Below are 12,491 nucleotides of genomic sequence, written 5' to 3'. Positions count from 1 at the left end.
GATTGTCCGGGACCGTAGCAATAGACATAGGCCTCGGACGCGTCCTCCCCTCTCAGCGGCGCGGCAGCCCCGCTCCTGCCAGCGGCGCGGCGACGGCATTGCTCGTCGCGTCTCCGACATCGCTGACCGTGCGCCCGACCTCCTCGATCGTATCGTTGAAGTTGCGGCGCGTATGAGGGTCGACGACGGCGAGCGGCGCCGAAATCGCGAGGCCTGCGGCCGTGCCGACAGCCGCCGCGGTGCCGGCAGTCACCTGCATCAGGCGCTCGCCCAGCCCGACGCGCGAATCCGTGATCGGCTGCCCCTCGACCAGCCGGGTGCCGATCAGCTGCACTACTTCCGGGCTCTCGGCGAACTTGCCGTGGTTCAGGCTGTCGCCGGAGCGCAGCTTCGTCAGGTTTACGACCGTGATACCGGCCTTGGATAGCTCGGTCCGGTAAGGCTCGACGTCCGGGTCGATCGCGCCGAGCCTCACCGTGCTGCCCCAGACGCGCCGCGAAACGGCCAGCGCCCGATCATCCTGCGAGACGAACATCGTGAAGCGCGGCAACTTGCCCTGGATATCGCCGATCTGGCTTTGGAAAACATCGACATCGACATCCGGCGCCGCGAGCATGACGTTGGCGATCTTCGGTGGTATGCGCCCGTTCCGAATCGCCATCTGGCGCAGCGCTTCCATCGTTACCCAGTTCCCCATCGAATGGGCGAGGATCGAGACCTCTCCGACCGACGGATCGCGCGCGAGGTCCTGCAAAAGACTCTCCAGCGCCGTGCGCGAATAGTTGCCGCTCTCGCGGTCATAGCCATAGGCGAAGATAGAGCCGCGCGAGGGCCAGGTGAAGAGGATCGGCACGACGTCGGCGGTCGAGTCATGAACGATCTGGGCGAAGCGGTAGACCGCGTCCTCGAAGCGGTTGTTGAAGCCGTGGATGAAGACCATCACCCTGCGCTTGGGCACCTTCATCACAGCCTTGTGGAAGCGCGACACCGCCTGTGCGCGGTCGAGCTTATCGACCCTGAGCGTGACGAAGTCAGTCTCCGGATTGCCGGGCAGCTGGCTCGGCCACTGCACCTCGCCGACCTTGCGACGCGCCGCCGGCGGCAGCGACACCGTGATTTCGGCGAAGGCCGGCTTGCCGCGCTCGCCGGAGAACAGGATGCCCGCATCCTCGTCAGGCGCGCGCGTCGTCGCGACCAGCATGGTGACCTTGCTGGTGTCGGAAGCAGATGAGCTTACCGGCAGGAGCACGCCCTTCACGTCCCCCGCGCAGCCCGTCAGCACCAAGGCCGCCGCTCCGGCACAGAAAAGCCGAAGCCTGGCCTTGTGGAGAAACGCAACACGCATTCTCACCTCGCCCCCGATCTTGACGCAGTACACCCCGAGATCGTCTTGATCTGCGGGAATGATGCCGACAGCCCGTCAGGACTAGGCAGCGTTCCTGCCGGGCGGTCAAGGCGCCCCTCGCCTCCTTACCGGCGGGACAGTCAGCCCGCCACTCGGTGCGCCTGCCTGATGGAGGGCAAATCCAAGGCGTCCCGGATCAGCTTTTCTGGCAGGGCAGCTGGCCGTCTCGACCTGTGCCGTCGCCGATCGGCTTGTCCTCGACAAGGCCTTCATGCAGCGCCGGCAAGTAGCTCGATTGCACCTTCGAACAATGCGCTGAGCATGAAGGCAAAGCCGATCACCGCGCACGATCGTGTATCCGCAGGAAAATTCATGTCGAAGTCGTGGAACCGAATGCCTTTCGCGGGGTTCTTCGGTGTTGGCTGAACGGACTGTCCCTGGGCATGGCTCCACAAAACGAACTTTCGGACAGCCGCTATCGAATCCTTGTGGATGCGATTACCGACTACGCCATCTACATGCTGGACGCTGCAGGGCTGGTCGCAAGCTGGAACCCCGGCGCCCAGCGCTTCAAGGGCTACCAGGACCACGAAATCCTCGGCGAGCATTTCTCACGCTTTTACACGGCCTCCGATATCGAGGCGGACCTTCCGAGCCGGGCCTTGGCAACGGCGAGGGCGGAGGGACGATTTGAGAGCGAAGGCTGGCGCGTGCGGAAGGACGGATCCCAGTTCTGGGCGCATGTCGTCATCGATCCGGTCATCGATCCCCAGACGCGGCAAGTGCTGGGTTATGCGAAGATCACCCGTGATCTGACCGAACGCAGAGAGCAAGAGAGAGCGCTGCGCGAAAGTGAGCAGTCATTTCGCCTCCTAGTCCAGGGCGTGACCGACTACGCCATCTTCATGCTCGACGAAAAAGGCTTCGTCACGAACTGGAACGCGGGGGCGGAGAGGATCAAAGGCTACCGGCCCGACGAAATCATTGGTCGGCATTTCTCGGTGTTCTACACGCCGGAGGATCACGACAGACGAGAGTGGGAGCGAGCTCTTGCCAAGGCCCGCGCCAACGACGGATTTCAGACCGAAGGATGGCGCGTCCGCAAGAACGGCGAACGCTTCTGGGCAAGCGTTGCGATCGATCCGATCTATAACGACTCCGGCTCGATCATGGGCTTCGCCAAAATCACCCGCGACATGACCGAACGCAAGCGTGCAGAAATCGCTTTGGATACGGCACGCGAGGCCTTGTATCAGTCCCAGAAAATGGAAGCCGTCGGCCAACTAACCGGAGGCATCGCCCATGATTTCAACAACCTCCTGAATGCAGTTGTTGGCAGCCTCGAGCTGCTTCGGAAACGACTCACAGATGACCGGCAGATGAGCTTGATCAATAACGCGATGGAAGGCGCCTCACGTGGAATCTCCCTGACACAGCGAATGCTGGCGTTTGCGCGCAAGCAGGAACTCCAGGCTACTCCGATAAGCGTATTCGATCTGATGGGTGCGATGTCGGACTTGCTCCGCCGGTCGCTCGGCCCCTCCGTAAATCTCGATTTTTCGTTGCCGGCTGACCTCGACAACATCCTCGTAGATCGAAATCAGCTTGAGCTTGCCATTCTCAATCTTACCGTCAATGCGCGCGACGCCATGCCTGAGGGCGGCAGAATCACCATCTCCGCAAAGAATATCGACGCGGAGATGAGCGGCCCCGCGGAGCTGAAACCTGGACGCTACGTCCAGATTATCGTGGTGGACGAGGGCGTCGGGATGGCCCCCGACGTTCTGGCGAAGGCGGTGGAGCCCTTTTTCACGACCAAGGGAATTGGGAAAGGCACTGGATTGGGATTGCCGATGATTCTTGGAACTGCACAGCAGCTGGGGGGGCGGCTGGAGCTCAAGAGCGAATTGGGAAAGGGGACGACCGCGATCCTTTGGCTCCCGGCGGCGGAACCCGCAATCCCTTCGACGGTCACGGCTGAGGAGACGATAACTGTCGAAGAGCCGGGCAGTTCTCTCAGAATACTGGCCGTCGACGATGACGCGCTCATCTTGATGAATACCGTCGCGCTCCTGGAAGACCTCGGCCATACGGTGGTTGAAGCCAACTCCGGTTCCGAAGCGCTGGAAAAACTGGAGTCCGAGGAAAGCTTCGATTTGCTTATTACCGACCATGCAATGCCTAAAATGACCGGCGGCCAGCTGATCGCCGAGGTAACCAGCCGGTGGCCGGATATTCCGATTATCCTCGCAAGCGGATACGCTGAAATACCTGAAACGGTATTGGCCGGAGTGGAACGCCTCGCCAAGCCATTCTGGCAGGCCGATCTTCACAAGGCCATATGCAACGCGACCAGACTCAAGCCGGGCCCTGGCATTTATGCCGTCTCTTCCGGGGACAATGCTAGCGGACCGTGAATGTGAAGAGGCCGGCTGCGGCCCGCCTCATTCGAAGGCCGCTCGCGACCTTGGGCCTGCAGCGTTGCATCTGGAAAGGTCATTAGGCCGAACTCAGTCAGCGATTCCGTCCCGGCCTTCGATCGCCATCAGTGTCGCCGTCAGGAGTGCGATCAATCGCGCCTTGCCATCGCTCTCAGCGAACACTTCGGCTTGGGCAAGCGTGAGCGTCCGGCCGGACTTGACCACTTTGCCTCGGGCGACAATGCGTTCCCCCGCCGCCGGGGCCAGCAGGTTGATCTTGAATTCGGCGGTAAGCACGCCCCGATCCATCGGCATCATGCTCAGGGCAGCATAGCCGGCAGCACTGTCGGCTATGGCGCTCACCGCTCCCGCATGCACGAAGCCGTGCTGTTGCGAAACCTCGGGCCTGGGGATCAGCGATACCTCCACCTGTCCGGGCGAGACCTCGCCGAGCATTGCGCCGAGGCTTTGCATCAACCCCTGCCTGGCAAAGCTCTCCCGAATGCGCCGATCAATCTGGGCGACGTCAAGGCTCATGGTATATCCTCCGTCGGGCATCGTGACAGGCGCATGCGAGGTCAGCAACGCAAGGCGCTCGCGAAGCATCCGCTTCGGCCGCGAGCTCGGCTTCCACTCCAGCCAAAAGGTTGCTGCATCCTGGCTCAAGCAGTTGGTTGGGCGGTTTGTGGCGCGCGGCGACACGCATTCAGCCGAGCTGCGACTGCTCACGAAACTGGCGCGGCGTGACGCCCGTCATCCGTCGGAAGGCGCGGCTGAAATGCGCCGGATCCGTGTAGCCGGAGGAAAAGGCGACGTCGATGATCCTGCAATCGGTGTCGCGGAGAAGCCGGCTCGCATTCTCGTACCTGACCGTGTCGAGTAGGTCCGAATAGGACAGGCCGACGTGGGCGAGCTTGCGTTGAAGCGTCCGTGTGCTGACGCCCGCGATCTCGGCGACGTCGGCAAGCGCAGTTGTTCCCTCGTCGAGATAGGCCGGCAGCATCAGTTTGAGGAGTTCGACGATGTCGTAGGCGGAAGGCCCATCCTCGTTGTCGCGCGGCGGCGGAAACGAGGCGGCCGAACGGTTGGGCAGGCCGAGCAGCGTGACCGGCAGGCTGATCCATGCAGCATGCTGGCCCGACAGAAACCGCACATTCGGCCAGCAGGATCGCGTCGCCGGGCACGGCGCATAAGACGATTCGAAAGCGATCACCGTCGGCATCCAGTCCGGGCCGGCGAATTGCCTGATGATGTATACCGGGAAAATGTTCTGGATCCATTGCGCGTATTTCAGATGCAGGAGCCCTGTCCCGGCGAGCCTGCTGCAAACCCGCACATGATCCGCGCCGTGCTCGATCCACATGCTCAGAATGGTGTCCTCCCGCGACGCCCAGTGGCAGGCATGCCGGAGCGCGACGAGCAGGGTCGGGGAATGAGCGATCAGGGCGCGGGTCTTTTCCCTCATATGGGAGAAGTGCAGGCGCTGGGCCGCGAGAAAGCCGAAATCCTCGATGCCCTGCGTTCTCTGGGCGGTCTCGACAAAGCGCAGAGCCGGCAGAAGCGGAAGGTAGAGCTCGGTCTTTTCGGCCAGGGACGATGGCAGCCGTGACCTCTCCAGGAGCATCTCCGTCGGGGCGCCGATATCGTCGAGAATGCTGACGAAGGGCAGCAGGAACTGGCCGCGCGTCAAAGGGATATCAGCCATCAGACCTCGCCGCGATCACCGCGTTGACGCTTTTACAAGGCCGAATCCCGGGGAATTCGCGATCGGCGAGGATGCAGAATAGCCGCTCCCGATTGGCGCGAAATGGCAAGACGGGCAGGCAGCCCATGCACGAAATGCTCGCGACGGCAGCAATGTCGAAGGAATAGGAAATGTCGATGACCGAGAATGCGGTTCGGGCCGCGCATGTTTCGCTGATTGCGCTGCTCGCGCTCTGCGGGCAGGCCCTGGCGCAGGCGGGTGAAGCCCAGCCGAAGGTCACAGACCCGCATTTCAAGATCGCACCGGGCTATCTCAAGCAGTCCGACCTGCCGAACAGCCTGATGCTGCTCGGCCCGCCGCCCGAGACGGACTCGGCTGCGCTCGCCCGGGACGAGGAAGCGCGCAAGGCGACGCTCCCCCTGCGAAACACCAGCCGCTGGAAGCTCGCCTATACCGACGCCGATCTCGCCTTTCCGCAGGCAGCCGACAATTTCTCCTGCGCGATGGGTGTCAGGATCGACAGCAAGCAGACCCCGCGCCTCTATGCGATGATGCAGAAGATGCTGTCCGATTTCGGACTCTCCACCTATGGCGTGAAGAACAAGTACAATCGGGTTCGCCCCTTCGTGGTCCACAACGAGGCGACCTGCCGGGCGGATCAGGAGGCCATTCTGCGGGGCGACGGCTCCTATCCGTCCGGCCACACGGCCGCAGGCTGGGGTTGGGCGCTCGTCTTCGCGCAGATCAATCCCGAGCGCTCGAACGAGCTGCTCAAGCGCGGCATCGAATTCGGGCAAAGCCGCGTGATCTGCGACGCGCATTGGCAGAGCGATGTCGATGCGGGGCGGATCATGGGCGCGGCGACAGTTGCGCGGCTGCAGACCAACGCGACCTTTCTTGCCGACCTCAGAGCCGCGAAGGCGGAGGTAAAGGCCGCGAAGGCGAAGCGGGCAAACCCGGCACCCGATTGCGCCGCGGAGGCCGCGGCTCTGTCGGTGCAGTAACGGGCCCCGGACCCGGACATTCCTAGCTGGGCGGATGCGCGGACCCATTCGGTCCTGCCCGATGAACAAATCGATCCAACACGCCAATGAGGTACCGTTCGATGCGCATGACGTTGGTCTGCAGCCTGAGCTTTCTGGTTCTCGCGCCGTGCGTGGCATCCGCGCAGCCGGTTCCGGTCAATGTCGGCAATTTCAAGCGAGCCGAGTCCGATTTCTATATGGCCAAGACGGCCAGCGACGGTGCCCTCGGCAAGTTCGTCCACAACAGGGCGCCGACGCCGATCGACAAGCAGCCCGTGGTCCGGATGAACCGGGATACGCTCTATTCCCAAGCGCTCTTCGACCTAGACGCCGGCCCGGTGACCATCACCCTTCCCGATGCCGGCAAGCGCTTCGTATCGATGCAGGTCATCAGCGAAGATCATTACACCCCGATGGTGGTCTACAAGCCCGGTCGCACGACGCTCACCAAGGACAAGGTCGGCACCCGCTATGTGTTCGTCGCGGTCCGTATCCTTGTCGATCCCAACGACGCCAAGGACCTCGCGCAGGTTCACGCTTTGCAAGATGCGCTGAAGGTGGAGCAGAAGGCGGTCGGCAGGTTCGAGGCGCCGAATTGGGACCTGGCTCAACAGAAGAAGATCCGTGACGCGCTCGAAGCGCTGTCTGCAGCGTCCGGCAGCTTCACAAACGCTTTCGGCCCCAAGGGAAAGGTCGATCCGGTCATGCACCTGATCGGCACGGCCGCCGGCTGGGGCGGCAACCCCGACAAGGACGCATCCTACCGCTCGGTGACCCCGGCCAAGAACGACGGCAACACGGTCTACAAGCTCAGGGTCAAGGACGTTCCCGTCGACGCGTTCTGGTCGATCAGCGTCTATAACGACAAGGGCTTCTTCGAGAAGAACGAATACGACGCCTATTCGGTCAACAGCATCACCGGCAAGAAGAGCACTGACGGCGCGATCGACATCCAGTTCGGCGGCTGCGACGGCAAGATCGCGAATTGCCTGCCGATCACGCAGGGATGGAACTACACATTCCGGCTTTACCGTCCCCGTCCCGAGCTCCTGAACGGCCGTTGGAAGCTGCCGGAGGCGCAGCCCGCATCGTAGAAGGCCGCCCGCTTGCGCCGTTCTGCCCCGGGCAGTAACGGGCCGCGCCTCCTGTGCCAGAGGTCCAACACTTTTACTCCATGCTGGACAACCGGTTCGCGCGGACAGATTAGTGTCGCTGACTTCGACAAGAGACCGAGACCATGGCTGCCGATTCAAGGACCGACGAGCTCGATGCTGCTTCCGCGATGCTCCATCGTTTCTCAGTGTTGATCGAGGATGGGCTGACGACAAGGCTGTCCGGTTGGCTCTCTTCCGGTGGCGCGTGGCACGATTTCATCAAAGGGCTCGAAACCGCCGGTTATAATCCCGCGCTACTGGCTCTCGGCATTGCAGCGATTTGCCTGATTGCCATTGTTGCAACGGCAGCGGTTGCCAGCTCAATCATTAGCAGATTGAAGGCTAAGCCCTTTCTGTCTGCGGCCGCCTGGTTCGCGGCTGCCTTGCTCGTGATACTGGCGTCCTGGATTCTATTTCTGAGTCTCATCGGCGATTCAGTGCTCCGCCGCGCCTTGCTGAACTGCGTCGTCATCTCGGCCGTGGCGACGATGATATGTTTCCCATTGACCGCAGGTCGCAGGTCCATCTTCCGGCGTTGGCGACGCGATCTCGCGCTCGCCATCGGCATCGCGGCCGGCGGCTTGGTGGTGCTTGCCTGTCTGCGCGTATGGAATGCGGCTGATCCGCTACGCGATCTCTTCGCAACATTCGCGGTATCCTTGCCGTTCACCGTTCTGGTCGCAGCGGCATATCTTCGTCATCGCCGGCTGGTGACGAGGGCTCTGTCCTTCGGCAGCAAGGCAGGATCGCTCCGCCGGAAGCTGGCCGCAGTCTGGCCGTGGCTCGTGGTGGCGGTTGTCACCTTCGCCTTCGTCTTCATCCAACTGGACTTGACGATCGGACGGCCGACGCGGGGCGGGCTGTTGCTGCTGTCGCTTCTTCTCGTTCTCGCCGGGCCTCATCTCGACGTCGCCATCGAAAGACGCAGCTGGCAGGCGGTTCGATCGCAGGGAGGCGAACTGACAGGCGCACTGTGGCGCACTTTCCGCATCGTGATCGCCTCATCGATTCTCGCGGTATTGGCGATCCTCTGGCTCCTGCCCATTCTGGATGTCGTCGGCATTTCGCGGGGCACTGTCTTGCTGAAAGCGGCCGAGATTCTGATGCTCGTGCTGATCATTGCCTTCTGCTGGAACTGGGTGGCCATCATGGCCGCGCGCATCAGACCTCGTGCCCCGGGCGATCCGCAGGTCGCCACCGCTGTGGTCGGTACGCGGCTGACCACCGTCGGCCCACTGCTCGTGGGTCTCACCAAGGCCGCGCTTCTGACGCTGGGCGCTTTGACCGTCCTGGTCATGCTGGGCATCAATGTCTGGCCTCTGATCACCGGCCTCTCGATCTTCGGCCTGGCGATCGGCCTCGGCTCCCAGACACTGGTCAAGGATGTGGTGGCCGGCCTGTTCTTCCTCGTCGATGATGCCTTCCGTCACGGCGAATACATCGAGACCTCGGGAGCCAAGGGCACCGTCGAGCGAATCTCATTGCGATCGGTCTCCCTGCGGCATCCGCGTGGACCGGTTGCGACAATCCCCTTCGGGCAGATCGGGAAGATCCAGAACTTCAGCCGCGAATGGGTCATAGAGAAGATGCTGTTCCGGGTTGCTTTGGACACCGATGTCGAAGCCGTGCGAAAACTGTTCAAGAAGATCGGGCAGGAGGTCGAGGCGGATCCGGAACTGAACGCCGATCTCCTCGAGCCGTTCAAGAGCCAGGGCATTGCCGCCCTCGAGGAGGGCACTCTGGTGATCCGCGGCAAATACAAAGCCCGGGCTGGACGTCAATTCCAAATACGCAAGGCGATCCTTTCCAAGGTGCGGATCACGCTGGCGGAGAACGGCATCAAACTGGTGCCCAAGCCGCTGCATGTACCGCAGATGGGTGGGTGAGCCTCGCTGCCCGAGCCATGGCTACTTCGAATGTGGCACTGTCAAAAAGGGCCGTGGCGCGCAGTGTCTAGCGAGGGGGCGCTGCCGCTGGATCGATATGTATCCCGGCCTTCCGTAGCCCGTCGGCGAACCGATCCAGGGTGTCTTCGGATATCTTCCATGCTCGGAAAACCGGCCAGAATTGCTCCGCGACGTGAGGCGATTCCCGGTTGACCCTATCCCCAGCGAAGCGCGCGAGATCCAGCTGTCCCGATTGCCCAAGGATCATCGCCGCGAAGAAATCTTCGCTCATGAACAATACGCGCGTCATTCCCTTGGTCGCGGCAAGAGCTCCTTGATCGTCCCCCGCCAGGTAGCGCTCCAGGATCACGGGGATGCTGTACCAGCTCGGATGATGCAGGCTGTTCATATCGATCGCGCGTCGTGCCAAGGCGGCACCCGCCCGCCAATCTCCGGATGCGGCTATGCGAAGGCCATAATGAGCCAACAGATCGGGATCGCCGGGGCGCGTCTTGATTGCAGCTTCGGCGAGCTGCCGGAATCCGCTGAAGTCGCCAACATCGAACATGGTGGCGGCTCGAACCATCATGGTATTGGCGTCGCCGGGCGCCAGTTCGAGAGCCCGTTCGGCTGCCTCACGCGCCCTGATGACCGCTGCCACGCCGTCGGCGCGCGGATTCAGGCCCACACGATACTCTTGAGCATAGATCTGCGACAGGCTGGCCCAAGCCTCCGCATACCCTGGTTCTGATCTGACTGTCGCCTCCAGACAGTCGCGCGCCAGTCGATGGCTCTCGGGCGTCCCGCTCATCTGGTGCTGGTAAAACCGCAGGACGCAGTCGATGGCGCTCAAGCTATTCGGCTCTTTCGCGAGGCTGGTTTTCAGGGCCGCCCGGGCGAGCACGCCGGCATTGCCAGCGATCGTGGCTGCAATTTTCTCCGCGATCTCGTCTCCGATCTCCAGAATCTGATCCGCCTGAAGCGTTCGCCGATAAGATTCACTCCAGAGAAGGGCGCCGGTCCGGGTATCGATGAGGCGGACCGACACCCTGATGTTGGCCGCGCTCTTTTGTACCGAGCCTTCAACGAACGCCGTTGTCCCGAGGGATCGGCGGAACAGGTAGGGATCCGATTGCTGGGAGAGGTTGATCGAGCTTGGGGGGGGTCACCGACAGATCGGCAAATTGGAACAGGTTTTTGGCCAGCTCCTGACTGATCCCGCGCGCGAAATAATCTTGCTGGCTGTCTCCGTCCTGCACGGTGAATGGAAGCACGGCAATCGACGCGATCTTGGTATTGACGGGCAGCCCCCGCCCGCTCTGCATCACATGGGCGATCACGACCGCGATCACACAGAGGCCAGCCACGCATATCAGCCAGAGACTCGTGCGTGGAAACCGCGACCTTTCGATTATGGGCCCCGACCGGGGGATGTCGGCAACCGTCGAGTTTTCCGGGCGGCCTTTCCCGGCGAGTACCTGGTCATCGCGCCAGGTGTATTTGGGCGCATTCGCGCCTTTTGGGATCTCGACCAACAGCGGATCATTCATCCCCGCGGTCAGGTAATAATGCTCGAGATCGGCTCGCAGGCGACCAGCCTCGATGCGGACAAGGGGATCGATGCGCGTATCGAAACTCGGGTCGCGGCCATAGACGGCGACCGCGATCGAATAGCCCTTCAGGCCGCCCACGCGCCCGGCCGCTAGTTCCTCGGCAATATACTTCAGGAATTCACGCCGCCGCGGCGTGGCGCGGAACTCCGGCGAGGCCAGAATCCGCTCGATCTGCTCTCTAATATCGGCAGATCCGACAGTTCTTGCAGAGGTGGACGCTACGGCATTCGGCATTTCCCATGCCTTTCCGCCACAACTCGGAACGCGACCCTAGTCGAACAATTCGCCCCCGGCGAACTATTTCCGGGCCATTACGAGGTAGCGTCGTAAGCTATTGAATTAATTGGCATTAATACCGTAACACACCCTTACGGGCTGGCTATTTGGCTAAAGCCCGGCCATTGCTGGCTGGTTAGGAACACCCATGGGCCACGTCATCGACGAAACGGCCGGCCTGCTTCTGAAATTTCCCGACCGGGGAAGCGACCTTCGGCGCCTCTACATGGCCAGCGAGAGCTTTCGCGATCTCGTTCGCGACTTCAACGACGCCAACGCTGCCCTCGTCATTTGGACTGCTAACGGAAATGCAGACCGACAGCGTGAATACAAGGCGACCCTGAAAGAACTGGAGAATGCCATCCTCGACATGCTGCGACAGCGGCCTGCGAGAGACAATTAAGCCGCCAAATAACGAGACCGAAACCCGCGTGCGATGCCGTGCAGATCAGCGGATCGCGACTTCAGCAACGAAGGGAATACCGCATGCGCCGTCTGCTCATCTTCATCACAGCGCTCGTCGGAACGGTCTCGGCCGCCCAGGCACAGGTCGAGCTGAATACATACGCCGACTCCAAGGGCTATATCGACGTCCAGAAACTGACATGCGCCCAGCTCGCCGGGACGTTCCAGGAGGACGCCGACTTCCTGGGGGTCTGGTACAGCGGCTGGTACAACGGCTTGGCGAAGAAGCACGCCATCAACATGCCCCGCGCCAAGAAGGGGGTCCACGAGGTGATCGTCCACTGCAAGGCGAACCCGGGGAAGACCGTCATCAAGGCGATCGATTTCGTCATCAAGCAGGAAAGGGGACGGTAGGCGGGGAAATCTTCCCGGGCCGGTATCCGGCCCCAGCCCCATGAGCGGCGGCAAACTCACAAGCCGCGCCCGCTACCGTCCGGCGCCTCGATGCGATGCCGGCCGACAACCGATCTGCCGTGCCGATCCGCCATGCCTGGCTCCGAAGCATCACGCGCGGAGGTTCCGACGCATCCCAAGGGAGGAAACGAGATGTCTGACGTCATGCCAATGGGACGAATGCGGCCTCGCGGCGCAGCCCTGTGCGA

At 62.1% G+C, this 12,491-nt stretch carries 11 protein-coding genes; 6 read left to right on the top strand and 5 right to left on the bottom strand.

The features are described 5' to 3' along the window. Positions 1 to 52 precede the first annotated feature (52 nt). Positions 53 to 1,345, bottom strand: coding sequence for an alpha/beta hydrolase (locus tag NWE53_RS24120; RefSeq protein WP_265051843.1), 1,293 nt, complete (start codon positions 1,343 to 1,345; stop codon positions 53 to 55). A gap of 443 nt (positions 1,346 to 1,788) precedes the next feature. Here NWE53_RS24120 and NWE53_RS24115 point away from each other — a divergent pair, with 443 nt between their 5' ends. Then, entirely contained in the window at positions 1,789 to 3,762 is a 1,974-nt protein-coding gene (locus tag NWE53_RS24115; RefSeq protein ID WP_320109533.1) for a hybrid sensor histidine kinase/response regulator, read from the top strand. A gap of 93 nt (positions 3,763 to 3,855) precedes the next feature. On the opposite strand, the gene NWE53_RS24110 is transcribed toward NWE53_RS24115, so the two are convergent. Both NWE53_RS24110 and NWE53_RS24105 read right to left on the bottom strand, forming a co-directional pair. Then, on the bottom strand, positions 3,856 to 4,302 hold the full coding sequence (locus NWE53_RS24110; protein WP_265051842.1) for a PaaI family thioesterase: 447 nt from the start codon (positions 4,300 to 4,302) through the stop codon (positions 3,856 to 3,858). A gap of 169 nt (positions 4,303 to 4,471) precedes the next feature. Beyond that, positions 4,472 to 5,470, bottom strand: a complete 999-nt coding sequence (locus NWE53_RS24105; protein ID WP_265051841.1) for a helix-turn-helix transcriptional regulator — start codon at positions 5,468 to 5,470, stop codon at positions 4,472 to 4,474. A gap of 176 nt (positions 5,471 to 5,646) precedes the next feature. Here NWE53_RS24105 and NWE53_RS24100 point away from each other — a divergent pair, with 176 nt between their 5' ends. From NWE53_RS24100 to NWE53_RS24090, 3 genes are all read left to right on the top strand, one after another. Beyond that, positions 5,647 to 6,474 (top strand): acid phosphatase, encoded by an 828-nt coding sequence (locus tag NWE53_RS24100; RefSeq protein WP_265051840.1) that lies wholly within the window; start codon positions 5,647 to 5,649, stop codon positions 6,472 to 6,474. Positions 6,475 to 6,575: 101 nt separating this feature from the next. After that, positions 6,576 to 7,589, top strand: coding sequence for a DUF1254 domain-containing protein (locus NWE53_RS24095; protein WP_265051839.1), 1,014 nt, complete (start codon positions 6,576 to 6,578; stop codon positions 7,587 to 7,589). 143 nt (positions 7,590 to 7,732) lie between these two features. Further along, positions 7,733 to 9,535 carry a mechanosensitive ion channel family protein gene (locus NWE53_RS24090; protein ID WP_265051838.1) on the top strand — a complete coding sequence of 601 codons (1,803 nt, stop codon included), beginning with the start codon at positions 7,733 to 7,735 and terminating at the stop codon, positions 9,533 to 9,535. A gap of 67 nt (positions 9,536 to 9,602) precedes the next feature. Here NWE53_RS24090 and NWE53_RS24085 read toward each other — a convergent pair whose 3' ends face one another. Both NWE53_RS24085 and NWE53_RS24080 read right to left on the bottom strand, forming a co-directional pair. Continuing rightward, positions 9,603 to 10,583 carry a hypothetical protein gene (locus NWE53_RS24085; protein WP_265051837.1) on the bottom strand — a complete coding sequence of 327 codons (981 nt, stop codon included), beginning with the start codon at positions 10,581 to 10,583 and terminating at the stop codon, positions 9,603 to 9,605. Positions 10,584 to 10,617: 34 nt separating this feature from the next. Further along, the gene (locus tag NWE53_RS24080; protein ID WP_265051836.1) at positions 10,618 to 11,382 is read right to left on the bottom strand and encodes a hypothetical protein; all 765 of its coding nucleotides are present in this window, start codon (positions 11,380 to 11,382) and stop codon (positions 10,618 to 10,620) included. A 190-nt stretch (positions 11,383 to 11,572) separates the two neighbouring features. Here NWE53_RS24080 and NWE53_RS24075 point away from each other — a divergent pair, with 190 nt between their 5' ends. Both NWE53_RS24075 and NWE53_RS24070 read left to right on the top strand, forming a co-directional pair. Then, positions 11,573 to 11,827: a hypothetical protein gene (locus NWE53_RS24075; protein ID WP_265051835.1), complete on the top strand. Its 255-nt coding sequence runs from the start codon at positions 11,573 to 11,575 to the stop codon at positions 11,825 to 11,827. Positions 11,828 to 11,910: 83 nt separating this feature from the next. After that, positions 11,911 to 12,243: an HdeA/HdeB family chaperone gene (locus tag NWE53_RS24070; RefSeq protein WP_265051834.1), complete on the top strand. Its 333-nt coding sequence runs from the start codon at positions 11,911 to 11,913 to the stop codon at positions 12,241 to 12,243. The last annotated feature ends 248 nt before the right edge of the window (positions 12,244 to 12,491 follow it).

Source organism: Bosea sp. NBC_00550 (assembly GCF_026020075.1).
Taxonomy (GTDB): Bacteria; Pseudomonadota; Alphaproteobacteria; order Rhizobiales; family Beijerinckiaceae; genus Allobosea.
This window is presented reverse-complemented; position numbering and strand designations above follow the sequence as displayed.